Below are 22335 nucleotides of genomic sequence, written 5' to 3' on the forward strand. Positions count from 1 at the left end.
TAAAAATTAAATAATGTCTAATATGTTTTGTGGCGGACGACCAATTGTAGCATTCTTACCGTTGATAACAATTGGACGTTCTATTAATTTAGGATGCGTAATCATAGCCTTTAAAATTTGAGCATTTGTTAGCGATTTACCTTTAAAATCAGATTTCCAAATGGCCTCGTTTTTTCTAACGAGTTGAATAGGTTCAATTTTTAGAAGAGAAATAATAGTTTTTAATTTTTCTTCGGAAATTGGCTCATCCAGATACTTTATCACTTCAAATTCTTTGCCAGAATTTTCTAAAAGGGCTAAGCCTTCTCTAGATTTTGAGCATCTTGGGTTGTGAAGTATTGTAATCATAGCTATTTCCCGAGAAAGCGGGCACCTTATTTTAATTTATAATTCGTTTGGGTTGTCTTCTTTTTGTCCCATCATCATCAAATACGCTTTTAAAAATGGTTCTATATCACCATCCATTACGGCATCTACATTACCAGTTTCATGCGCAGACCGTACATCTTTAACTAATTTATAAGGATGCATGACATAGTTTCTAATTTGGCTTCCCCATTCTATTTTCATTTTTCCAGCTTCGATATCCTCACGCTGCGCCATTTGTTTTTGCAGCTCTATTTCATAAAGCTGAGATTTTAACATTTGCATAGCTCGAGATCTGTTATCGTGTTGTGAACGCGTTTCAGAACATTGTATTTGAATTCCTGTAGGTTTATGTAATAACTGTACTTTAGTTTCTACTTTATTAACATTTTGTCCTCCAGCACCACTAGATCTGGCAGTTGTAATTTCAATGTCGGCAGGATTAATAGCAATTTCGATAGTATCATCTACTAAAGGATATACATATACCGATGCAAAACTAGTATGACGTTTGGCATTACTATCAAAAGGAGAGATTCTCACCAAACGGTGTACGCCATTTTCACCTTTAAGCCAGCCAAAAGCATAATCGCCTTCAATTTCTAAAGTTACTGTTTTTATACCTGCAACATCGCCTTCTTGGTAATTGAGTTCCTTAACTTTGAATCCGCTTTTTTCAGCATACATTAAATACATACGCATAAGCATACTAGCCCAATCACAAGACTCTGTACCTCCAGCACCTGCAGTAATTTGAAGTACAGCACTGAGTGAGTCCCCTTCTTCAGACAACATGTTTTTAAACTCTAATTTCTCAATGAGAAGAAGTGCTTTGTCATATCTACTTTGTACATTTTCGGCAGGAGCTTCATCTTCTTTGAAAAACTCATAAATAACTTCTAAGTCTTCTATAAGTGTTTGTGCAGTATTGTAATCTTCAACCCAAGCCTTTTTAGTTCTAATTGATTTCATGACCAACTCTGCTTCTTTGGAATTATTCCAAAAATTGGGATCAAAGGTTTGCTCTTCTTCGTTAGTAATTTCTATTAATTTGGCATCAATGTCAAAGGTAGTGCCTAAGTTTATCGAGGCGTGTATTGAGATCTTTTATTTGATCTGATGTTATCATTATGAGGAATTTTCGGTAAAATTAATATTTTATTATTCAGTAGAAAATTTAAACAAGAATAACTTATTGTTGATTTTTAACATTTCCGTAGAAAAACTAAGAGAATGTAGGTTTAATTTGCTACTAAAGTTTAGCTAAAAATAAGTAAATTTATAGCTTTACGTAAACTATGAAACATCATCTCTTTTGTGCGCTCGCTTTTTTAATGATTTTAAATGGATTTTCTCAAAAATTAGAGTCTAAAACATTGAAAGATTATAACGGTTTTTTTAACTTTCATTATGAAGCATCTACAGACAAAATTTATCTTGAAGTTAAAGACTTAAACAAAGAATTTTTATATGTTAATTCTCTAGCAACAGGAGTGGGCTCAAATGATATTGGTTTAGATAGAGGGCAAATAGGGCAGGAGCGATTGGTTGCATTTAAAAAAGCTGGAAACAAATTATTATTAGTACAGCCCAACCTAAAATTTAGAGCCATTACAGATAATCAATTAGAGAAGACAAGTATTGAGCAAGCCTTTGCCAAATCTGTACTTTATGGGTTTAAAATTATAGAAAATAATAATGGTGTTTATACCATTGACTTTACGCCATTTTTACTTCAAGATGCACATGGTGTAGAAAATCGCTTAAAAGGCGAAGGAAGTTATAAGTTAGACTTAAGCAAGAGTGCCTTATCATTGGAGCGAACAAAAGCGTTTCCAAAAAATGTAGAATTTGAAGCTTTATTGACGTTTAAAGGAAGTCCTAAAGGCCAAAATATTAAAAGTGTGACGCCAACATCAACATTAGTTAGCGTCATACAACATCATAGTTTTATTGAACTGCCAGATGATGGTTATAAAATGCGTGAGTTTGATGTACGTAGTGGAGCCATTTCAATGTCTTTTTTAGATTATGCATCACCAATACAGGAGCAAATTAAAAAGCGATATATTATTCGTCATCGTTTAGAAAAGAAAAATCCAAAGGCTCAAATCAGTGACGCTATAGAACCTATTATTTATTATCTCGATCCTGGAACTCCAGAGCCTGTGCGATCTGCATTATTAGAAGGCGCTCGTTGGTGGAATCAAGCCTATGAGTCTATAGGTTTTAAAGATGCATTTCAGGTTAAAATGTTACCCGACGATGCCGATCCAATGGATTGTCGTTATAATGTCATCCAGTGGGTACATCGTTCAACTAGAGGCTGGAGTTATGGTGCAAGTGTTGTAGACCCAAGAACAGGAGAAATCATCAAAGGTCATGTGAGTTTAGGGAGTTTACGAATTCGACAGGATTTTATGATTGCGCAAGCCTTAATGAACAAACCGTTTGCAGAGCGTGACGATAATTATCAACCTATGTTAGAGATGGCTTTGGCTAGAATTCGCCAGTTGAGTGCTCACGAAGTTGGTCACACCATTGGCTTTGCGCACAATTTTGCTGCGAGTGCAAATGGTAGAGCTTCAGTTATGGATTATCCACATCCTACAATTTCTATTCTCGACGGAAATATCAACTTCTCAAACGCTTATGCTGTTGGAATAGGAGCTTGGGATAAGGTGACTGTAGCCTATTCGTATTCGGAATTTAATAACAATGAAAACGAAAACGCGAAGTTAAACGCTATTCTTGAAACTGCTAATACAACAGGTTTGCAGTTTATCTCAGATAGTGATGCTAGAGCACAAGGAGGAGCTCATGCGTTTGCACATCTTTGGGATAATGGAAAAAGTGCTTCCGAAGAGTTGAAAAATGTATTAGAAGTAAGAGCACAAGCTATTTCAAATTTTTCTAAGGATAATATTCGTCAAGGCGAACCGTATTCGGTTTTAGAAGATGTGTTTGTGCCTTTATATTTTTTCCATCGTTTTCAAGTAGAAGCTGCGACAAAAGTTATTGGAGGCTTAGATTATAATTACGCAGTAAAAGGTGATAATCAAACCATTGTAGAACCTGTTGATGTCAACATTCAAAAGGAAACCTTAACTCAGGTTTTAAACACGATTTCTGCTGAGGCGTTAGCAATTCCGAAGAAAACATTACAATTGTTTCCACCACGAGCTTACACGTACAGCAGAACTCGAGAATCATTTAAAGGAAAAACAGGAGTGGCTTTTGATGCTATGAGTACAGCTGTGACAGCAAGTGATATGACATTGAAACTATTGTTACATCCGCAACGAGCCAATAGAATCATTCAGCAAAAAAGTTTAGATGAAAAGCAATTGGGATTTGATGAGCTGTTGAAACAGGTTTTAAATAATTCCTTCGGATTAACATATGATGATGCTTACCTAAATGAAATTCAACAACTAATTAACGAGCGTGTATTGATACATATGATGAATTTAGCCGTGAGTAATCAATCCATTTTTCAAGTAAAAGCAAAAGCGAATAATGCAATTAACACGTTAATTAGAGATTATCTATCTAACAAGAAAAAACCTTCGCTATATGCTTCACAATATAGATTGCTAATAAGAGAATTTAGAGAACATCCAGAACAATTTAAAATAGAAAATGCTCCAAACATACCAGATGGTTCACCAATTGGAAGTGATTTTTGCAATTATAATGAGAATTAAAATATGATTATAGATTTAAGAAGTGATACAGTAACAAAACCAACAAAAGGCATGTTGGATGCTATGATGACAGCAGAAGTTGGAGACGATGTATTTCAAGAAGACCCAACAGTGACTGCGCTAGAAGAACGTTTAACAACAATGTTTGGTAAAGATAAGGCCTTGTTTTTTCCATCGGGAAGTATGGCTAATCAAATCGCTATTAAATTACATACCAATCCTGGAGAACAAGTTATTTGTGATAAATATGCACATATTTATAATTATGAGGTTGGAGGTGTTGCTTTTCATAGTGGAGCATCTTGTAAATTGATAGATGGAAATAGAGGTATGTTTACAGCAGCTCAAGTTAAGGAGGCTATTAATCCACCAGAATATTATTATAGTCAATCCAGTTTAGTTGAAGTTGAAAATACAACAAATAAAGGAGGAGGTGCTTGTTGGGATTTTGAAGAATTTGAAAAGATAAAAAACGTTTGTAAAACCCATGATTTAGGGTTTCATATTGATGGTGCTCGTATTTGGAATGCTATGATTGCAAAGAACGAAACGGCCTTACAATACGGAAATACTTTTGATACTATTTCGGTGTGTTTAAGTAAAGGTTTAGGTTGTCCTGTTGGTTCGGTATTAATTGGTGACGAGCAAATTATGAAACAATCATTAAGTTTGCGAAAACTCTTTGGAGGCAATATGAGGCAAGTTGGCTATTTGGCTGCAGCTGGATTATATGCTCTAGATCATAATATTGAACGATTAGCTGAAGATCATAGAAAAGCTAAAGACATTGGTAACGCATTAGAAGATATGTCTATTATTAAAAAAGTGGAGCCCATTGAAACTAATATTGTCATTTTTGAGTTAGAATCTCATGTAGATGACAGCGAGTTTATCAATCAATTAGCAGAACAGGATATTAAAATTATTGGTATGGGAAGCAACAAGTTACGTATGGTCACACATATGGATTATACAAATGTGATGCATGAGCGATTGTTGGAGGTTTTGAATGCGTTTTAAATTATCTCACAATAACCTTTTTCACTGTACTATTTGTTCCATTGCTAAACTTGAAAAAGTAAATGCCTGATTCTAAATTAGAATTATTCATTTCAATATAGTTTAAGCCATCAATTTTTTTAGTAATTATAGTTTTACCTGTGACGTCAAAGACAATTAATTTTTTGATCGTTTGCTCTTCATCAATAGATATTGTGAAATCATCCACAATTGGATTTGGAAAAATGGTTATACTATTTTCAAGATTTATATCAATAATTGATAATCCAGATTCACTACAATCTAGTTCTATAAATTCGATAGCTTGTAAATAATCTTTCAAGAATGGAACTAATAAATCTGAATTGGATACAATTGTTAAACCACGTTGTAAATTTTCTTGAGAAGATGCAGGAAATGTTCTGTAGACTTCTACAATAACAGAGTTTAAAAATGCAATGTCTTCAGTTGTGATAGAACTGTTTAGTTCTAAATGTTGGATATAATCGGTCTTGTCAAAATCCGTAGGAGGAATGTCGTCAATAACTAATCTCGAATAATATTCGTAAAACCCACTAGTAAATAAGCAATCGCAATATATGGTCACATTGCTTACAGAATCTACATACATACTTAAAAAAGTATCTAAGGAGTCGTTAGTAGCTGTTATGTAAAATACTCTTTGTAGAGTTTCTGTTGTAGCATAGGGATATGATCTAAATACATCAATAATGTTTTCATTCATAAATTGAACATCAACTGTTGAAGCATTGCTATTCGTTTCTAATTAACTTATGAAATCAGCTTTATCAAAATCTATGGAAGGTTCATTGTCTATTATTAATAACAATGAGTAATGATAATTTCCATCAGAGAAATCACAAGAAGAATTTTGCGAAAAGAGATTAATTGAAACAAATAATAAGATAAATGGAAGCAATTTCTTCATAATTACAATGATTTAAATTTTATTTAAAGATATAAATTATTTAAACAAATCCATACCAGGAATATTTGGCATACCTTCTTTTGCAACAGCAGCTACTTCAGTCTCGTGTAGAGTTGTTGCACGAGCTATAGCTTTGTTAATTGTAAGAATCAAATAATCTTCTAACATATCTTTATCTTGAAGTAATTCGTCATCTATTTCAATAGATTTCAGCGTACGATTTGCAGTAATAGTAACTTTTACCTTCTCGTCATGACTTTTCATGTCAATTAAAACGGTGTGTAAACGTTCTTTCGTTTCCTCAACTTTTTTTTGAGCATCTTTGAGTTTGCCCATCATTCCCATCATATCTCCAAACATAATAATCTGTATTAAATATTTAAACAACAAAATTACTAAATTGCAACGCTTTTAAAAAGAAAAAATGCTATCGCATTAGTTTCCGAAGATATATATATGAAGAAAACCATTGAAGCTCCTGTAGCTAGAATAATTCCGAAGGAATTAGAAATCCATAACGACTTAAGAATAGATAATTATTTTTGGCTTAACCAAAGAGACGATCAAAATGTGTTAGATTATCTCAATGCAGAAAATGAGTATTATGAGAAAGAAACAGCGCACACCAAAGAATTTGAGGTGCAGCTTTTTGAAGAAATGAAAGCTAGAATCAAGGAAGATGATTCTTCAGTTCCTTATAAATACAATGGGTATTGGTACATTGTTAGATATGAAAAAGGGAAAGGTTACCCTATTTATACACGAAGAAAAGAAACGCTAGATGCTGAAGAAGAATTGCTTTTTGATTGTAATAAAATGGCAGAAGGCCATGCTTATTTTAAATTAGTTGGGTTAAGTGTGAGTCCAGATAATACTATGATTACTTTTGGTATGGATCTCACTGGTAGACGACAATATACATTACAAATTAAGAGCTTGATTACAAATGAGGTGTTTTCAGATGCCATTGAAAATACGACAGGTTCTTCTACTTGGGCAAATGATAATTCAACCTTGTTTTATGCTAAAAAAGATGAGCAAACCTTAAGGTCTAATGAAATTTATAAGCATAAAATTGGTGATTCTGAAAAGCAAGATGTGTTAGTTTTTACAGAAGAAGATGATACCTTTGGCGCAGCAGTCTATAAAACAAAATCTAGAAAATATATTGTTATTGCTTGTTACAGTACATTAACAAATGAATTTCATATTTTAAATGCAGACACTCCTGATGAGCCTTTTAACTTATTTCAACGACGAATTCGAGGACTAGAATACAGTATATCACATTTTGGTGATCACTTTTATATGTTGACAAATAAAGACGAAGCCATCAATTTTAAATTGATGAAAACATCAGAAACAAAAACTGAAATTGATAATTGGGTTGAGGTAATCGCACATCGTGAAGAGGTTTTGTTAGAAGATATTGAGATATTTAAAGATTATTTAGTAATCAACGAGCGTACCAATGGCTTAAATGAGATTAGAATCACACGTTGGGATAAAACCGAAGATTATTACTTTCCTTTTGATAATGAAACGTACACCGCAAATACTGGAACCAATGTTGATTTTGATACCGAAATTTTAAGATTTAGTTATAATTCGCTAACTAATCCAGCTTCGGTAATTGATTTCAATATGCGCACCAAAGAACGAGAAATCAAAAAAGAGCAACAAGTAATAGATGCTAGTTTTGACAAACATAATTATACATCTGAGCGTATTTGGGCAACTGCCAATGATGGTACAAAAATCCCAATGTCTATTGTTAGACGAAAAGACACTAAGCTCAATGGTAATGCACCCTTACTTCAATATGCCTACGGAAGTTATGGTTCTACAATAGATCCTTACTTCTCTACCATACGATTAAGTTTATTAGATAGAGGTTTTATTTATGTAATAGCTCATGTTAGAGGAAGCGAGTACTTAGGCAGAGATTGGTATGAAAACGGAAAACTCCTAAAAAAGAAGAATACGTTCACCGATTTTATAGATTGCTCGAAACATTTAATTGAGAACAATTATACTTCTGCAGCACATTTATACGCAATGGGAGGAAGTGCAGGAGGTTTATTAATGGGAGTAATCCTTAATGAAGCTCCACAATTATATAATGGTATCATATCACAAGTACCTTTTGTGGATGTTATTTCTACAATGCTAGATGATACAATCCCTTTAACAACAGGAGAATATGACGAATGGGGAAATCCTAATGATAAAGACTATTATGAGTATATAAAGAGTTATTCTCCTTATGATAATGTTAAGGCTCAAGATTATCCACATTTACTGGTTACTGCTGGTTTAAATGATTCTCAAGTACAATATTGGGAGCCAGCAAAGTGGGTAGCAAAGCTAAGAACATTAAAGAAAAATAATAACAAATTATTTTTTAGTACTAATATGGATGCTGGTCATGGTGGAGCTTCAGGAAGATTCGAATCTCTTAAAGAAGATGCTCAAGAATATGCATTTTTACTGGATTTAGAAGGTATTTTGGTCTAATTAAAAAAAATAACGTAATTTTGCAAGGTTATACGTTTCAGATTTAAAAAGTAGGAAACTGATAAATAGCATTTATGAAAAAAGACATTAAAGTATTTGATAACGTTTTACAATTAATAGGTAAAACTCCCCTCATCAAATTAAATAAAGTGACTAAAGGTTTTGATGGTGACTTTTTTGCAAAAGTTGAAGCATTTAATCCAGGTCATTCGTCAAAAGACAGAATTGCACTTCACATTATTGAAGAAGCTGAAAGAAAAGGTATCTTATCTCCTGGTGATACGATTATAGAAACAACATCTGGTAATACAGGTTTTAGTATTGCTATGGTAAGTATCATTAAAGGATATGAATGTATTTTAGCTGTGAGTTCAAAATCATCTGCAGATAAGATTGATATGTTGAAGTCAATGGGAGCACAAGTTTATGTGTGTCCTGCAAATGTTAAAGCAGACGATCCTCGTTCATACTACCAAGTAGCAAAACGCTTACATCATGAAATTAAAGGTTCTGTATATATTAACCAGTACTTTAACGAATTAAATTTAGACGCGCACTACCATTCTACAGGTCCAGAAATTTGGGAACAAACCGAAGGACAAATCACACATTTAGTAGCTTGTAGTGGGACAGGAGGAACCATCTCAGGTATATCTAAATACTTAAAAGAGCAAAATCCAAACGTAAAAGTTATTGGAGTTGATGCTTATGGTTCGGTATTAAAAAAATATCATGAAACTCGTGAGTTTGATGATAAAGAGATTTACCCTTACCGTATTGAAGGTTTAGGTAAAAACTTAATTCCAACCGCTACAGACTTTGATTTAATAGACAAGTTTGTAAAAGTTACAGATGAAGAAAGTGCACATACAGCACGTGAGATTTCTAAAACAGAAGGTCTTTTTGTTGGGTATACTAGTGGAGCAGCAATGCAAGCTCTAAAACAACTTAGCGAAGAAGGCGAGTTTAAAAAAGACGATAAGGTCGTTGTAATTTTTCCAGATCATGGATCGCGTTATATGAGCAAAGTATATAGTGACAAATGGATGGAAGATCAAGGATTTTTTGATAGTAAAACAGCAATTGCTGAAAAAATTCAGTATGTAAAATAAATAGCATCATCGATGCTTTTAAAAATCCTATTACACTATAAAGTAATAGGATTTTTTGTATTTGAATTAATTATGAACATTGGTTCATAAAAATATTATGCTGTCATAATTTAATTAACTAATTTTGCAGACAGTCTGTCTTCTTTTTTCTTCGGAAAATTAGAACCCTAGGCAAACTCTAACAACTAATATGACTAAAACTGACTTATAAATGAAGGATTTATTTGCAAAGATATATAAGGACAAAGGACCATTAGGAAAATGGGCTTCTCAAGCAGAAGGCTATTTTGTGTTTCCTAAGCTAGAAGGAGAAATTTCTAATAGAATGAAATTTCAAGGAAAAGAAGTTATTACTTGGAGTATTAATGACTATTTAGGATTAGCTAATCATCCTGAAGTTCGTAAAGTAGATGCAGAAGCTGCTGCTCAATATGGATCCGCTTATCCAATGGGAGCACGTATGATGTCTGGTCACACTGAACTTCACGAACAACTGCAAAACGAACTTGCTGAGTTTGTAAATAAAGAAGCAGCATATTTGCTAAACTTTGGTTATCAAGGTATGGTGTCTACAGTAGATGCTTTAGTATCTAAAGATGACATTATTGTATATGATGTAGATGCTCATGCTTGTATTATTGATGGTGTGCGTTTACACATGGGTAAACGTTTTACTTATAAGCATAATGATGTTGAGAGTTTAGAGAAAAACTTAGAGCGTGCTACTAAAATGGCAGAGCAAACTGGAGGAGGAATTCTTGTAATTTCTGAAGGTGTCTTTGGAATGAGAGGTGAGCAAGGTCGTTTAAAAGAAATTGTAGCGCTTAAAAAGAAATATAATTTTAGATTATTTGTTGATGATGCTCACGGTTTTGGAACCTTAGGAAAAACAGGAGCAGGAGCAGGTGAAGAGCAAGGCGTACAAGATGATATCGATGTGTATTTTGCAACATTTGCGAAGTCTCTAGCAAGTACTGGAGCTTTTATTGCAGCAGATCAAGAAATTATCGATTATTTGAAATATAATTTGCGTTCGCAAATGTTTGCTAAATCGTTACAAATGCAACTTGTTGTAGGTGCATTAAAACGATTAGATATGTTGCGTACAATGCCAGAATTGAAAAAGAATTTATGGACTATTGTCGATGCTTTACAATCTGGATTAAAAGAACGTGGTTTTGATATTGGTACTACGCAAAGTTGTGTAACGCCTGTATATCTTAAAGGTAGTATTCCTGAAGCGATGGCTTTAGTTCGTGATTTGCGTGAAAACTATGGCATTTTCTGTTCTATCGTTGTGTATCCAGTAATACCAAAAGGATTAATTTTATTAAGAATGATTCCTACAGCAACACACACATTACAAGATGTGTCTGATACACTTGATGCATTTGATGCTATTAGAGAGCGTTTAGTAAACGGAACTTACAAACGCTTATCTGCTTCAGTTATGGCTGCAATGGGTGAATAGTATAAAACTTTTATAAAGATAAAAATATCCGATTCTTAATTGATTCGGATTTTTTTTGTTTAAGATGCCTTTCTCTTTTCTGTAGTTTTATAAAGGTATTCTATTATAAAACAAAATATAACAATAGCCAATGCTACTATAACTCCTGTTTGGTTAGATTCAAATTGTTTTATAATCAACACTATTAATGATAACATGCAAAGAATACAACCAATAAGAGGTATCCATCGTTTCGCATTGATGTGTTTACTTAATTTAAATCCGACATAATTTACAACAGCAAAAATGATTAAAAATCCTACGCTACCTGCTGTAGAAATACTCTCTAATTTTAAGAAATTGACAAGAATTAGGGTTGCCATTGCTGTAATGATTAGACCTATAGGTTGATTCCACAATTTACCGGTTAGCTCATGAGGTAGTTCATCATCTTCAGCAATTTGAAAACTAACGCGACTTCCGCCGTATAACGATGCATTTATTGCAGAAAACGTTGAAATTAAAGCCGCAATTGTCATCACTGTAAAGCCTAGTTGGCCTAACATTGGTTTAGCGGCTTCGGCTAAAACATATTCTTCAGCCGATTTTATAGTTTCAAAAGATAATGAGCCTACAGTTACAATAGAAATTATGATGTAAAGTAAAATTACAAATCCTACAGAGTAGTAATATGCTTTTGGAATATTTACTTTTGGGTTTATTATGTTTGATCCAGCATTAGCAATGAGCTCAAATCCTTCATAGGCTACAAAAATCACCATCCCTGCAGTTAGAATTTGGAGCGGAGTTTCCCAATTTTTAGCCGATAGTTGTGGTAAGTTAGCATTTCCGAAGAGACCATAAATACCTATTACAATAAAAGCTAATAGAATAATAAGCTTAATAGCTACGGAATAAGACTCTATCGTAGATACTACTTTTACGCTATAATAATTGATAATAGTTGCGACAATTACGATAGCACTAGAGTATATATGTGTATCGATATTGGTATTACCAGTTAGTTCTAAAAGATTTGGTGCATAGGATCCAAATGCCGAAGCATACAGTGATAGCATAATGATATAGCTAATCCATAATAAATTATTTATAGAACCGCTAAATATGGTTTTTCCAAACCCTTCATTTATATATTTTACGGTACCTCCATTGTCAGGAAAACTAAGTGTAAGTTTTACATAGGAGTAAGATGTGATTAAAGCCACAATGCCAGCAAAGAGAAAGGCCAATGGAGTTGCGCCTTTTGATAAGGATACAGCAAGGCCAAGCACAGCAAATATGCCGCCTCCAACCATGCCACCAATACCTATAGAAATTGCACTTTTTAAACTTATTTGGTCACTCATTGCAATTCTATGTTAGGGTTAACTAAAGTGGTTTTCTAAATGTTTTACGTCTTCTATATACCTCAGGAAAAAAATGTTTCCATATTTTATGAATGGCTTCATTGTCTTCTAACTCTGGTGTTCTATAACACGTTTCTATACCAAGTTTTCTAAAGGTTTCATAGTATTCGTTAAAAATTACAGCATGAACACCTTTATTTTGATATTTTGGGTGAATCCCAATTAAATAGAAAATAACGTCTTTACTATTTGTTTTCGCTTTTAAGATATGTCTAAATCCAAAAGGGAATAATTTACCATTTGCTTTTTGAAGTGCTTTAGAAAATGCAGGCATTACAATAGCAAAACCAACAAGTTCATCATCTTTATCGACAACAAATTTGATATAGTCTGGGTTAATAAAACTAATAAATTTCTTTTTAAAATAGGCTTTTTGAATATCTGTTATGGCAACAAATGATGATAATGAGGAGTAGCTTTCGTTAAATAAATCAAACATCTTATCAGCATATGGCATGACTTCAGAAGTTTTGGTGAATTTTAGTGCTTTGAGTTGGTAGCGCCTTTTAATAAGTTCTTGTGCTTTTTTAAAGAACTCTGGTTTTACGTTTTCAAAAGGGAAACGACTTTCAGAATAATTTTTTTCTATGGCATAACCATGAGCTTTGTAATGATTAACATAGTAGGGATGGTTGTACCATGTAATCATTGGTGCTATGGTATCAAAACCTTCGGTAATAACACCAACTTTATCTAGGTTTGAGAATCCTACAGGACCTTCGGTATAATCGAGATTGTTTTCTTTTCCAATACGGTTTACTTCATTTAAAAGTGCTTTTGAAACTTCTAAATCATCAATAAAATCAAACCAACCAAAACGCATTTTTTTCTGGTTTTGGTTGTTAACCTCTAACCAGTTTATTATGGCTGCAATTCTACCAACAATTTCATCATTTTTATAAGCTAAGAAAAAGCGAGCCTCTGCATCTTCAAAAATGGGGTTTTTATCCTTATTAAAGGTTTCTAATTCTTGTCTAATAATAGGAGGAACCCAATATTTTGAATCTTGATAAATTTTAAAAGGGAATTTTACAAATTGTTTTAATTCCTTTTTTGAATGAATTTCTTTAACTGTAATCATAGTTTATGCTTAAAGGCTTCCGTCGTCATCAAAATCATTTTCTCTTTTGTTTTTGCCTTTTTTCTTTTTTGGTTTCCGTTTGTCGGCATCTTTTCTAGAATTACCATTGTCTGTTTCTTTATCTACATGAAAATCGAAGCGGTAAGACATTCCGAAGTTAACACCAAAAACAGAAGGTGTATCTTTACTATTAAAGGTTAAAGCAGTATCTAATTGAAAATCTTTACTCCATAAATAGCCTCCTCCAAAACGGAATAGGTTATCTGCATAAAAATCACTTTTAATGCCTTGTGTTTCTGCAAATATTACCCATTGCGGATTGAAAGAATGGGTCAAAGTTATGATGTATTGAAACTCTGAGTAGTCTGTACCAATTCTATCCATTAATAGGTTAGTAACTAAAACCCAACCACCTGAAAAATTATTTTGTGAAGCCACCATTATTTTAGGGCTAAAACCTTCAATTCCTGGTCCTGTATATGGGTTGTTTTTGGTGTCAAAATTGGCGCCAGCATATACGGCAACTGCAGGAATTAGTGATTTCCATTTAAATGAATGGTTAGCATGATAGCTATATAAATTTGGTTTTTCTTCTTCTTCACCATCTTTTAATTTATAAGGATCATAAACTAAATATTTTGCTCCAACGGTCAATTGCTTAAAATTTGAGCGCTTGTCTTCATAAGAAATTGTAGAGCGATTATCAGTAAAGGTGTCGTTTTGGTAGGTTCCTTCTATATTAAGTTCTAGTTCTTCAAAAAGTAAACCATAGCGTGCTGTAAAATCAACACCAAATCCAGAAACTTCATATTTTAATGGAGTATGCTCTTCATTAACAATATAAGGTCCTACTTCTACTTGTGCCACATTTGTACCTACAGAGAAAGCACTTTTAGAGACACCTGGTCTGTTAGAATTAATAACATCAGTATATTGGGCAAACACAATCTGTACAAAGAGACAAGTAAAAAATATGAGTGCTTTTTTGATAGGTTTCATAGGTTATCGATTAAATTCAAATATAGAGATTTTATATAATTTTTAAGTATTAATAACAGTAATTATATAGAGATAATTGTATTTTTGAATAAATTTAATTTAATGTTACAACAAGCATCATTATATGGTTTTGTAAGAACCATTCTTATTATACTTTTGGTGTGGTACGCTATAAAAATATTGTCACGATTTTTTGCACCATATTTAATGCGTTACATGTCTAAAAAAATGCAGCAAAAGTTTGAAGGTCAATTTGGTCAACAGCAACAACGTCAACAACCTAAGCAAAGGGAAGGTGAAACTGTTATAGATAAAATGCCAAATAGAAACTCTGGTTCAAACAAAAAAGTAGGTGAATATATTGATTATGAGGAAGTCGATTAATTCCTTTTTATAGTGTTTTATATAGTTCATTTTTTCTTCGGAAATTTTAATGACTCACACTTTGTAGCCTTTTTAAACCTTATCTTTTAAAAAAAATAGCTACTTTTCAGCAACAATCTATTTAATAGCGTTTCATGCAATTTTCATTTAAAAAATTTCTGCCTCATTTATTGGTTTTAGTTGGTTTTGTAGCCATTTCATTAGCCTATTTTAGTCCGGTTTTACAAGGAAAAAAAATCTACCAAAGTGATATCATGCATTATATTGGTATGGCTGAGCAGCAAAAAGAATTTAAAGCTACAACAGGAGAAGAAACCTATTGGACCAATAGTGCTTTTGGAGGTATGCCAACATACCAATTAGGTGCACGATATCCTCATAACTACATTAAAAAATTAGATACTGTATTGCGTTTTTTACCACGTCCTGCCGATTATCTTTTTATTTATTTTATAGGATTTTACATACTCTTACTTTGTCTCAAAGTAGATTTTAAACTCGCAGCTTTAGGTGCATTAGCCTTTGGTTTTTCTACATATCTCATTATAATTTTAGGTGTTGGCCACAACAGTAAAGCACATGCCATTGCCTATATGCCTTTAGTTCTCGCAGGTATTGTACTCACGTTTAGGCACAAATATATCGCAGGTTTTCTGCTTACAGCAGTGGCCTTAGGTTTAGAGATTGGAGCCAACCATTTTCAAATGACCTATTATTTAATGTTGTTAGTTGTGGTTTTAGGTCTTGCTTATTTAGTAGATGCTTTTAGAAAGAAAATGTTGCCACACTATTTTAAATCGGTTGGTTTAATGGTGGTTGCATTAATGTTGGCCATTGGACTCAATGCTACTAATATTCTTGCCACCCAAGAATATGTTAAAGAAAGTACACGCGGACAAAGTGAATTAACCATAAATCCTGATGGTTCACCAAAAGAAGTATCCTCAGGTTTAAGTAAAGAATATATTACAGAGTACAGTTATGGTAAATTAGAAACATTTAACCTTTTTATCCCAAGGTTTTTAGGAGGCGGAAGTGGAGAAGACGTAGGTAAAGACTCAGAGATTTACAAATTTTTTAGAAATATAGGAGCAACACCTGTTCAAGCCTTACAAGAATCGCAAAGCGCTCCCACATATTGGGGAGAACAAACAATCGTTGAAGCACCAGCTTATATTGGAGCAGTACTAATATTTTTATTTGTATTTGCCTTGTTTTTAGTGAGAGGTCGTTTAAAATGGTGGCTTGTTGGTGGTACACTGTTAACACTCTTTTTATCCTACGGAAAAAATCTAGGGTTCCTAACCAACTTTTTTATCGATTACGTGCCGTTGTACAATAAATTTAGAGCCGTGAGTTCTATACAAGTAATTGTAGAATTGTGCGTACCTGTGTTAGCCATTTTTGGTTTGGTAAGACTTTTTAATGATTTTGATAAAGACGAACATAAACTTAAAGCACTTAAAATCTCTCTAGCAATTGTTGGAGGTTTAGCATTAATATTTCTACTTTTTAAATCAACATTCTTTGAATTTGTTGGAGCCAATGATGGTTATTATAGACAAGCCTATGGAGAATATGGTCAAGGTTATATTGATGCCCTTAGAGCAGATAGAAAAGCATTTTTCACCCAAGATACCTTGCGTACATTAATTTTGGTATTGCTGTCTGCAGGAACAATTTTTATGTTCCTTAGAAAGAAAATTTCTGAACCTCTAGTGGTTGGGATTTTTGCTATTTTAATTCTGTTTGATTTAGTAGGAGTTGATAGACGTTACGTTAATACAGATAATTTTGTGTCAGCATATAAAGTTGATAAACCCTATCAACCCAATGCGGCAGATTTAGAAATTCTAGAAGATAAAGGCCACTTTAGAGTTTTAGATATTTCAAATGAAGGTAGTAGAGCTCCAGCAAGAGCAGCCTATTTTCATAACTCATTAAGTGGGTATCATGCAGCAAAATTAAAACGCTTTGATGAGTTGTTTGATTTTCATATTGTAAAAAATAATATGAATGTTCTCAATATGCTCAATACCAAATATTTTATTGCTGAAGAACAAGGGCAAGTCTTTCCCTATGTTAATGAAGATGCTAATGGAAATGCGTGGTTTGTATCTAAACTTAGACAAGTAGCTTCGGCGAATGATGCGATAACGGCTTTAGATAGTTTGAATACAATGGATGAGGCTATTTATGAATATCCCATTAGAGCGAAAGGATTAATTAAAGCGCTTCCAATGCCTTCAAGTTATCAAGTAGATTCTACAGCTACCATAACATTAACAGCACATCAACCCAATAAATTAACCTACAAGTCATCAAACTCAAATGAAGGTTTTGCTGTGTTTTCTGAAATGTACTACGGAAACGGTTGGATAGCAACCATAGACGGAAAAGAAACACCAATACAACGCGTTGATTACACACTAAGAGGTTTACAAATTCCTGCAGGAACTCATGATATCGAATTTAAATTTGAACCTAAAGTCGTACAAACCGGAAGCATGATTGCGCTTGGAAGTTCTGTGGTTTTTGGATTGTTGTTAATTGCTGGTGTTTGGTTTGGGTTTAGAACGAAAGAGACTAAAACTAATTAAGGTTTTTATGACGCTCTCAGAAGTTTACTTTTATATGCTAATTATCATATACGTGATTTTTAGTGTGTTAATTGTTTTTTTTTCTGAAGATTTAAAAATTAGAAAATATTTTATACGCTTTTTTAAAATCACTTTTTTAATTGGATGGATTGGAGTTGTAATGCAATACTTTGGTTGGAATTATCTTTGTAAAAGACAGTTGTTATTAATGACATTTTCTCCTTGTATTACTTTGATTATAGTTAAAAGTATTATGAAATTGTTCGAATTTGTATTTAAAAAAGAACCATTTTTCGTTTCTCAAGGGAAAGAGCCTATTCATGGAATTTGGATTAAAAATGAATGGAATAACAAAAACTTCTTCTATCACTTTCGGTATTCAACTTTTATAATGGCGTCTCCCATAATGACAATTGCAATTATATATGGTATAATTGGAAGAAATTTCTGTTGAGTTATGAAAAAACAAACCCTAATCATCACATACTATTGGCCACCAGCTGGAGGTCCAGGCGTTCAACGATGGTTGAAGTTTGTGAAATACTTGCCTGAGTTTGGCATTGAACCCATTGTCTATTGCCCTGAAAATCCAAGCTACCCAATTGTAGATGAGAGTTTATTAAATGAAGTTTCTTCGGAAATTAAAATTTTAAAACAACCTATTAGCGAGCCTTACCGTTTTGCAAATTTATTATCAAAAAAAGATTCTAAACAGATTAGCTCTGGCGTAATTCCGAAGAAAAAAAAGCAAAGCGTCGTGCAACGTTTACTATTGTATGTTAGAGGTAATTTTTTTATACCTGATGCGCGAAAGGGTTGGGTAAAACCGTCTGTGCAATTTCTTGCGAAATATATTCAAGAAAATAATATTGAAACCATAATTACAACGGGTCCACCTCATAGTTTACATCTTATTGGTTTGCAATTAAAAGCGCAACTAGGCGTAAAGTGGATTGCCGATTTTAGAGATCCTTGGACAACCATTGGGTATCACAAAGCGTTGAAGTTATCTCCATCTTCAGCAGAAAAACATAAAACATTAGAAGCTCAAGCACTGCAAACTGCAGACGAAATTATTGTTACTAGTGAGAACACAAAAAAAGAATTTTTGTCTAAAACAAAACAGCCTGTAACGGTTATCACTAATGGTTATGATGCTCATAAGATTGAACGTCCAGAAAAAGATAAAAAATTCACGTTAGCACATATTGGCTCTTTATTAAGTGAAAGAAACCCAAAGCAATTATGGGCTTCAATAAAAGAACTTATTGATGAGAATGAAAATTTCCGAAGTGAATTTGAACTCAAATTAATAGGTGTTGTGAGTGAAGATGTGTTGCATACGCTTAAAGCATTTGGATTAGAATCCCACATCAATTCTGTTGGTTATGTAACGCATAAGGACGCTATAAAAGCGCAAATGGCATCTCGTGTGTTGTTGATGGTTGAGATAGATTCTGATGATACTAAAGTGATTATTCCAGGAAAATTGTTTGAATACATGGCTTCGGGTACTCCAATTATTGCTGTTGGTCCAACCGACTCTGATGTAGAAACCATTTTAAAATCTACAAATACTGGTCAGTATTTTTATTACAGTGACAAGGAACAGATGAAATCACAAATTTTGTCGTATTTTGATGCTTATAAATCCAACACTTTAACAGTAAATGCAATAGGGTTGGAGCAATATAGCAGAAAATCACTAACCAAAGTATTGTCTAGAATTATCTAATGGGAATTGTACTTAATCAATCCTTAAAAAACACAATAACCACCTATCTTGGGTTTGGTTTAGGAGCAATTAATGCACTGTTTTTATATACCAATTTTATAAGTGATGAATATTACGGTCTTGTAGCATACATCCTTTCTGCAGCCAATATTATGATGCCATTAATGGCTTTTGGAGCGCATAATACAATTGTAAAATTCTACTCAACTTTTAAAACCAAAAATGCACTCAATAGTTTTTTAACATTGATGCTTTTTTTACCAATAGTGTTGTCAATTCCGTTGGCATTTGTTGGTTATGTGGCTTATGATACGATTGCAGATGCTTTAACAACAAAAAACGAAATCGTTAGAGATTACCTATGGTATATTTTTCTTACTGCCTTATCTATGGCGTATTTTGAAGTGTTCTATGCTTGGATGAAGGTACAAATGCAAACTGTATTTGGTAATTTTATGAAAGAAATATTTCATCGTGTAGGAGCCATGTTATTGTTATTTGCAATCTACTTTAAATTTATAGATATAGATCAATTTATGTTGGGTATAGTAGGTGTGTATATATTAAGAGCGCTCATTATGATGTGTTATGCATTTAGCACAAGACTTCCTGTATTTAGATTTAATAGAATTGATAAATTAAGTGCTATTTTAAAATACTCATCACTAATTATTATTGCAGGTTCTATTGCAACAATCATCTTAGATCTTGATAAATTTATGCTTAATAATTATATAGATATCGAGAAGGTTGCTTACTACAGTGTCGCTGTTTTTATTGCGACGGTAATTGCGGTTCCGCAACGCGCAATGCATCAAATATTATTACCGCTCACAGCTCAGTTTTTGAATGAAAACAACAAGGAAGGGCTTAAAAATTTGTATCAAAGAAGTTCACTAACACTTTATATCATTAGCGGATTAATTTTTCTGTTAATCGTTTTAAATATCAATCAACTGTATGTCATTATTCCTTCGGAATTTAGTGGTGGCTTAGTTGTTGTTTTTCTCATAAGTATTGCTAAGCTTTATGACAACCTCTTGGGAAATAACAACGCGATTTTATTTAATAGCGATTATTATAGAATGGTATTGGTTTTTGGTGTTATTTTGGCTGTATTGGCAATTATTCTTAATTTGATTTTAATTCCTAGATTTGGTATTAATGGTGCAGGATTGGCCACATTTATTGCCATTGTGGTTTACAATACGATTAAAATCATATTTGTGAAGCAAAAATTTAAAATGCTTCCTTTTACTTCGGAAACTTTAAAAATCACAATCCTTTTGATACTATTGGTAGTTGGGTTCTATTTTTGGGAATTTCCGTTTAATGCCTATATGAATATTGCTCTAAAATCTTTGGTAATTAGTATCGTCTATGGCTTGTTAATTTTTAAATTAAATGTGTCTGTAGATATTTCCGAAGCTATTAGAAAATATTTGAAACTTAAATGATGTGAGTAAGATTCTTTAATCATCTAGAATAATAGGTTTCCCTTCTCGAGGAAAGGTGGATTACGTTTACTCAAACGAAACACGAAAGGGGTAAGCTTTAATAGTTAAATCACTTCTCTTAAAAATTCCACAAGACGTTATGTGTTAAGTTTAAAATGAGATACTCATTTGTGATTATAAATGAGAAAGTCCCATAAGGTGCTTTGAGGCATACGCTTATGGGACGATCTACTAACCAACCAAAACTTTATGATGTTATGAGCGAGATCTCGATCTGCTCGTTCCAGAACTTCTAGAATTAGAAGACGTTCTTGAACTTGATTTTTTTATTTGCGAGCTACGCGTACTTCTAGATTGTGTCGCACTTCTTGAAGTTGTACTTCGCTTGTTATTAGATATACGAGAATTAGTTGTATTTGGTTTTCTAACACTCGTTTTTTTATTAGACACTGCTCTAGGTGATTTGGTCACATTTGGAGTTCTTGGTGTCGATGTTCTAGGAGTAACTGTTCTAGGTGTTGATGTTCTAGGAGTTACTTTTGTGTTATTTCTATGTACTCGTGGAGTAGATGTTTGTCTATGAGACGTGCTTCGTGTTGATGTTGTTGCTCTATTATTTCTAGTTGACGTTCTTGGAGAGGACGTTACATTTCTATTAGAAGTGCGTCTAGGCGTTGCTTCTTGTCTATAACGATTATTCATTGTAGTTTGTCTACGACTCGTTGTAGCAACTGTACCACGTCTACTATTCACCCTTACAGGTTGTCTAAAATTATCTCTGTAAGGTCTGTAATATGTATGTCTCACAGGTGTATAATATTGTCTATATGGTCTTGCATATACAACACAGTAATTTACCGGTGGAACCACATAATAAGTATGCCATGGTCTATATACATAAGCTCTATTATATGCATTTATAAAACCAGTATAATGCGTATAAACTCTGTTTCTATTATAATGTACATACAAACCTCCTAATCGAGTGATACGTCCAAACGAATTATAGTTAATATTCACATTGCCAATTTGAGTTACTCGACCATAATGATCGTAATAAATTGCTGTGTTTTCAACTTGTATGATGGCTCCAAAATCGTCATATTGTACATAAGGATTGTAGTCAAAACCAGAGTTAAAACTAATAGAGAGTCCTGGTGTATTAATTCCGACAGTTACATCTGGACCGTAATTTTGCATGTAGAAATCAAATTGCCCATCAGGAAACACCGAAAACTCAACACCTCCTTCAACAAATATGAAAGAATTGCCATAACCTCTAACATAGTTGTTTGTAGTATTAGATTTTGCCGTGTTGGTGGTTGTTGCGCTTACCGTTGTTCCTGCTAGGAGCAAAAGGGTAAATATTGATAGTATCTTTTTCATAATTGTAAAGTGTTTTTTGATTACGTTGTATATAAAACAATTAGCGTGCCAAAAATCGAAAACAATACTTATTGTGTTGACTTCTAGTATTTTGTAAAATCAGGTGTATTTACCTATAAATGGAAGCCGATAGATAATTAAATTGTACAAACTAAAATATGAGATA

Annotated in this window: 17 protein-coding genes; 9 read left to right on the top strand and 8 right to left on the bottom strand. The window is 33.1% G+C overall.

All coding sequences use genetic code 11. The annotated features are described in order from the left end of the window. Positions 1-6 precede the first annotated feature (6 nt). Complete coding sequence (arsC, locus tag TD29_RS01875) at positions 7-348, bottom strand: arsenate reductase (glutaredoxin) (protein WP_040278518.1); 342 nt, start codon at positions 346-348, stop codon at positions 7-9. 36 nt (positions 349-384) lie between these two features. Then, positions 385-1495, bottom strand: a protein-coding gene (gene prfB, locus TD29_RS01880; protein ID WP_152611444.1) for a peptide chain release factor 2 whose coding sequence is annotated in 2 segments (ribosomal slippage) — positions 385-1431 and positions 1433-1495 — 1110 coding nt in all. Because the reading frame shifts where the segments join, the coding sequence is not laid out codon by codon here. Positions 1496-1664: 169 nt separating this feature from the next. On the opposite strand from prfB, the gene TD29_RS01885 reads away from it, so the two are divergent. Both TD29_RS01885 and TD29_RS01890 read left to right on the top strand, forming a co-directional pair. Next, the gene (locus TD29_RS01885) at positions 1665-4073 is read left to right on the top strand and encodes a zinc-dependent metalloprotease (RefSeq protein WP_040278521.1); all 2409 of its coding nucleotides are present in this window, start codon (positions 1665-1667) and stop codon (positions 4071-4073) included. Positions 4074-4076: 3 nt separating this feature from the next. Next, the gene (locus TD29_RS01890) at positions 4077-5093 is read left to right on the top strand and encodes a threonine aldolase family protein (RefSeq protein ID WP_040278522.1); all 1017 of its coding nucleotides are present in this window, start codon (positions 4077-4079) and stop codon (positions 5091-5093) included. A 1-nt stretch (position 5094) separates the two neighbouring features. On the opposite strand, the gene TD29_RS01895 is transcribed toward TD29_RS01890, so the two are convergent. Next, positions 5095-5817, bottom strand: coding sequence for a T9SS type A sorting domain-containing protein (locus TD29_RS01895; protein WP_040278523.1), 723 nt, complete (start codon positions 5815-5817; stop codon positions 5095-5097). 240 nt (positions 5818-6057) lie between these two features. Continuing rightward, positions 6058-6381: a YbaB/EbfC family nucleoid-associated protein gene (locus tag TD29_RS01900; protein WP_040278524.1), complete on the bottom strand. Its 324-nt coding sequence runs from the start codon at positions 6379-6381 to the stop codon at positions 6058-6060. A gap of 96 nt (positions 6382-6477) precedes the next feature. Here TD29_RS01900 and TD29_RS01905 point away from each other — a divergent pair, with 96 nt between their 5' ends. The 3 genes from TD29_RS01905 to TD29_RS01915 all read left to right on the top strand — a co-directional run bounded on the left by TD29_RS01905 (position 6478) and on the right by TD29_RS01915 (position 11121). Further along, on the top strand, positions 6478-8538 hold the full coding sequence (locus TD29_RS01905; RefSeq protein ID WP_040278526.1) for a S9 family peptidase: 2061 nt from the start codon (positions 6478-6480) through the stop codon (positions 8536-8538). Between the two features lie 74 nt (positions 8539-8612). Continuing rightward, the gene (locus TD29_RS01910) at positions 8613-9650 is read left to right on the top strand and encodes a PLP-dependent cysteine synthase family protein (protein ID WP_040278527.1); all 1038 of its coding nucleotides are present in this window, start codon (positions 8613-8615) and stop codon (positions 9648-9650) included. Positions 9651-9861: 211 nt separating this feature from the next. Beyond that, positions 9862-11121 carry an aminotransferase class I/II-fold pyridoxal phosphate-dependent enzyme gene (locus tag TD29_RS01915; RefSeq protein WP_040278529.1) on the top strand — a complete coding sequence of 420 codons (1260 nt, stop codon included), beginning with the start codon at positions 9862-9864 and terminating at the stop codon, positions 11119-11121. Positions 11122-11180: 59 nt separating this feature from the next. Here TD29_RS01915 and TD29_RS01920 read toward each other — a convergent pair whose 3' ends face one another. The 3 genes from TD29_RS01920 to TD29_RS01930 are packed head-to-tail and all read right to left on the bottom strand — an operon-like array spanning position 11181 to position 14607. Continuing rightward, positions 11181-12467 (bottom strand): APC family permease, encoded by a 1287-nt coding sequence (locus tag TD29_RS01920; protein ID WP_040278530.1) that lies wholly within the window; start codon positions 12465-12467, stop codon positions 11181-11183. 22 nt (positions 12468-12489) lie between these two features. Then, on the bottom strand, positions 12490-13608 hold the full coding sequence (locus TD29_RS01925) for a GNAT family N-acetyltransferase (RefSeq protein ID WP_040278532.1): 1119 nt from the start codon (positions 13606-13608) through the stop codon (positions 12490-12492). A gap of 9 nt (positions 13609-13617) precedes the next feature. Beyond that, the gene (locus TD29_RS01930) at positions 13618-14607 is read right to left on the bottom strand and encodes a transporter (protein ID WP_040278533.1); all 990 of its coding nucleotides are present in this window, start codon (positions 14605-14607) and stop codon (positions 13618-13620) included. Positions 14608-14709: 102 nt separating this feature from the next. Here TD29_RS01930 and TD29_RS01935 point away from each other — a divergent pair, with 102 nt between their 5' ends. The 4 genes from TD29_RS01935 (at position 14710) to TD29_RS01955 (ending at position 20783) form a co-directional block, all read left to right on the top strand. After that, a complete protein-coding gene (locus TD29_RS01935) occupies positions 14710-14991 on the top strand; it encodes a DUF4834 family protein (protein ID WP_040278535.1) in 282 nt (93 codons plus the stop codon). Between the two features lie 134 nt (positions 14992-15125). Continuing rightward, entirely contained in the window at positions 15126-17591 is a 2466-nt protein-coding gene (locus TD29_RS01940; protein WP_040278536.1) for a YfhO family protein, read from the top strand. A 457-nt stretch (positions 17592-18048) separates the two neighbouring features. Further along, the gene (locus TD29_RS01950; RefSeq protein ID WP_040278539.1) at positions 18049-19326 is read left to right on the top strand and encodes a glycosyltransferase family 4 protein; all 1278 of its coding nucleotides are present in this window, start codon (positions 18049-18051) and stop codon (positions 19324-19326) included. Beyond that, entirely contained in the window at positions 19326-20783 is a 1458-nt protein-coding gene (locus TD29_RS01955) for a lipopolysaccharide biosynthesis protein (protein WP_040278541.1), read from the top strand. Before TD29_RS01950 ends, TD29_RS01955 begins: the two co-directional genes overlap by 1 nt. Positions 20784-21038: 255 nt before the next feature. Here the strand turns inward: TD29_RS01955 and TD29_RS01960 are convergent, their stop codons facing one another. Then, positions 21039-22169 (bottom strand): hypothetical protein, encoded by a 1131-nt coding sequence (locus TD29_RS01960; protein WP_040278543.1) that lies wholly within the window; start codon positions 22167-22169, stop codon positions 21039-21041. Positions 22170-22335 lie beyond the last annotated feature (166 nt).

Source organism: Psychroserpens damuponensis (genome assembly GCF_000826655.1).
Classification (GTDB): domain Bacteria; phylum Bacteroidota; class Bacteroidia; order Flavobacteriales; family Flavobacteriaceae; genus Psychroserpens; species Psychroserpens damuponensis.

Bases quoted from the DNA above. Each gene is read 5' to 3' on its own strand.
- arsC (WP_040278518.1), bottom strand. From the start codon at position 348: ATGATTACAATACTTCACAACCCAAGATGCTCAAAATCTAGAGAAGGC.
- TD29_RS01885 (WP_040278521.1), top strand. From the start codon at position 1,665: ATGAAACATCATCTCTTTTGTGCGCTCGCTTTTTTAATGATTTTAAAT.
- TD29_RS01890 (WP_040278522.1), top strand. From the start codon at position 4,077: ATGATTATAGATTTAAGAAGTGATACAGTAACAAAACCAACAAAAGGC.
- TD29_RS01895 (WP_040278523.1), bottom strand. From the start codon at position 5,817: ATGAATGAAAACATTATTGATGTATTTAGATCATATCCCTATGCTACA.
- TD29_RS01900 (WP_040278524.1), bottom strand. From the start codon at position 6,381: ATGTTTGGAGATATGATGGGAATGATGGGCAAACTCAAAGATGCTCAA.
- TD29_RS01905 (WP_040278526.1), top strand. From the start codon at position 6,478: ATGAAGAAAACCATTGAAGCTCCTGTAGCTAGAATAATTCCGAAGGAA.
- TD29_RS01910 (WP_040278527.1), top strand. From the start codon at position 8,613: ATGAAAAAAGACATTAAAGTATTTGATAACGTTTTACAATTAATAGGT.
- TD29_RS01915 (WP_040278529.1), top strand. From the start codon at position 9,862: ATGAAGGATTTATTTGCAAAGATATATAAGGACAAAGGACCATTAGGA.
- TD29_RS01920 (WP_040278530.1), bottom strand. From the start codon at position 12,467: ATGAGTGACCAAATAAGTTTAAAAAGTGCAATTTCTATAGGTATTGGT.
- TD29_RS01925 (WP_040278532.1), bottom strand. From the start codon at position 13,608: ATGATTACAGTTAAAGAAATTCATTCAAAAAAGGAATTAAAACAATTT.
- TD29_RS01930 (WP_040278533.1), bottom strand. From the start codon at position 14,607: ATGAAACCTATCAAAAAAGCACTCATATTTTTTACTTGTCTCTTTGTA.
- TD29_RS01935 (WP_040278535.1), top strand. From the start codon at position 14,710: ATGTTACAACAAGCATCATTATATGGTTTTGTAAGAACCATTCTTATT.
- TD29_RS01940 (WP_040278536.1), top strand. From the start codon at position 15,126: ATGCAATTTTCATTTAAAAAATTTCTGCCTCATTTATTGGTTTTAGTT.
- TD29_RS01950 (WP_040278539.1), top strand. From the start codon at position 18,049: ATGAAAAAACAAACCCTAATCATCACATACTATTGGCCACCAGCTGGA.
- TD29_RS01955 (WP_040278541.1), top strand. From the start codon at position 19,326: ATGGGAATTGTACTTAATCAATCCTTAAAAAACACAATAACCACCTAT.
- TD29_RS01960 (WP_040278543.1), bottom strand. From the start codon at position 22,169: ATGAAAAAGATACTATCAATATTTACCCTTTTGCTCCTAGCAGGAACA.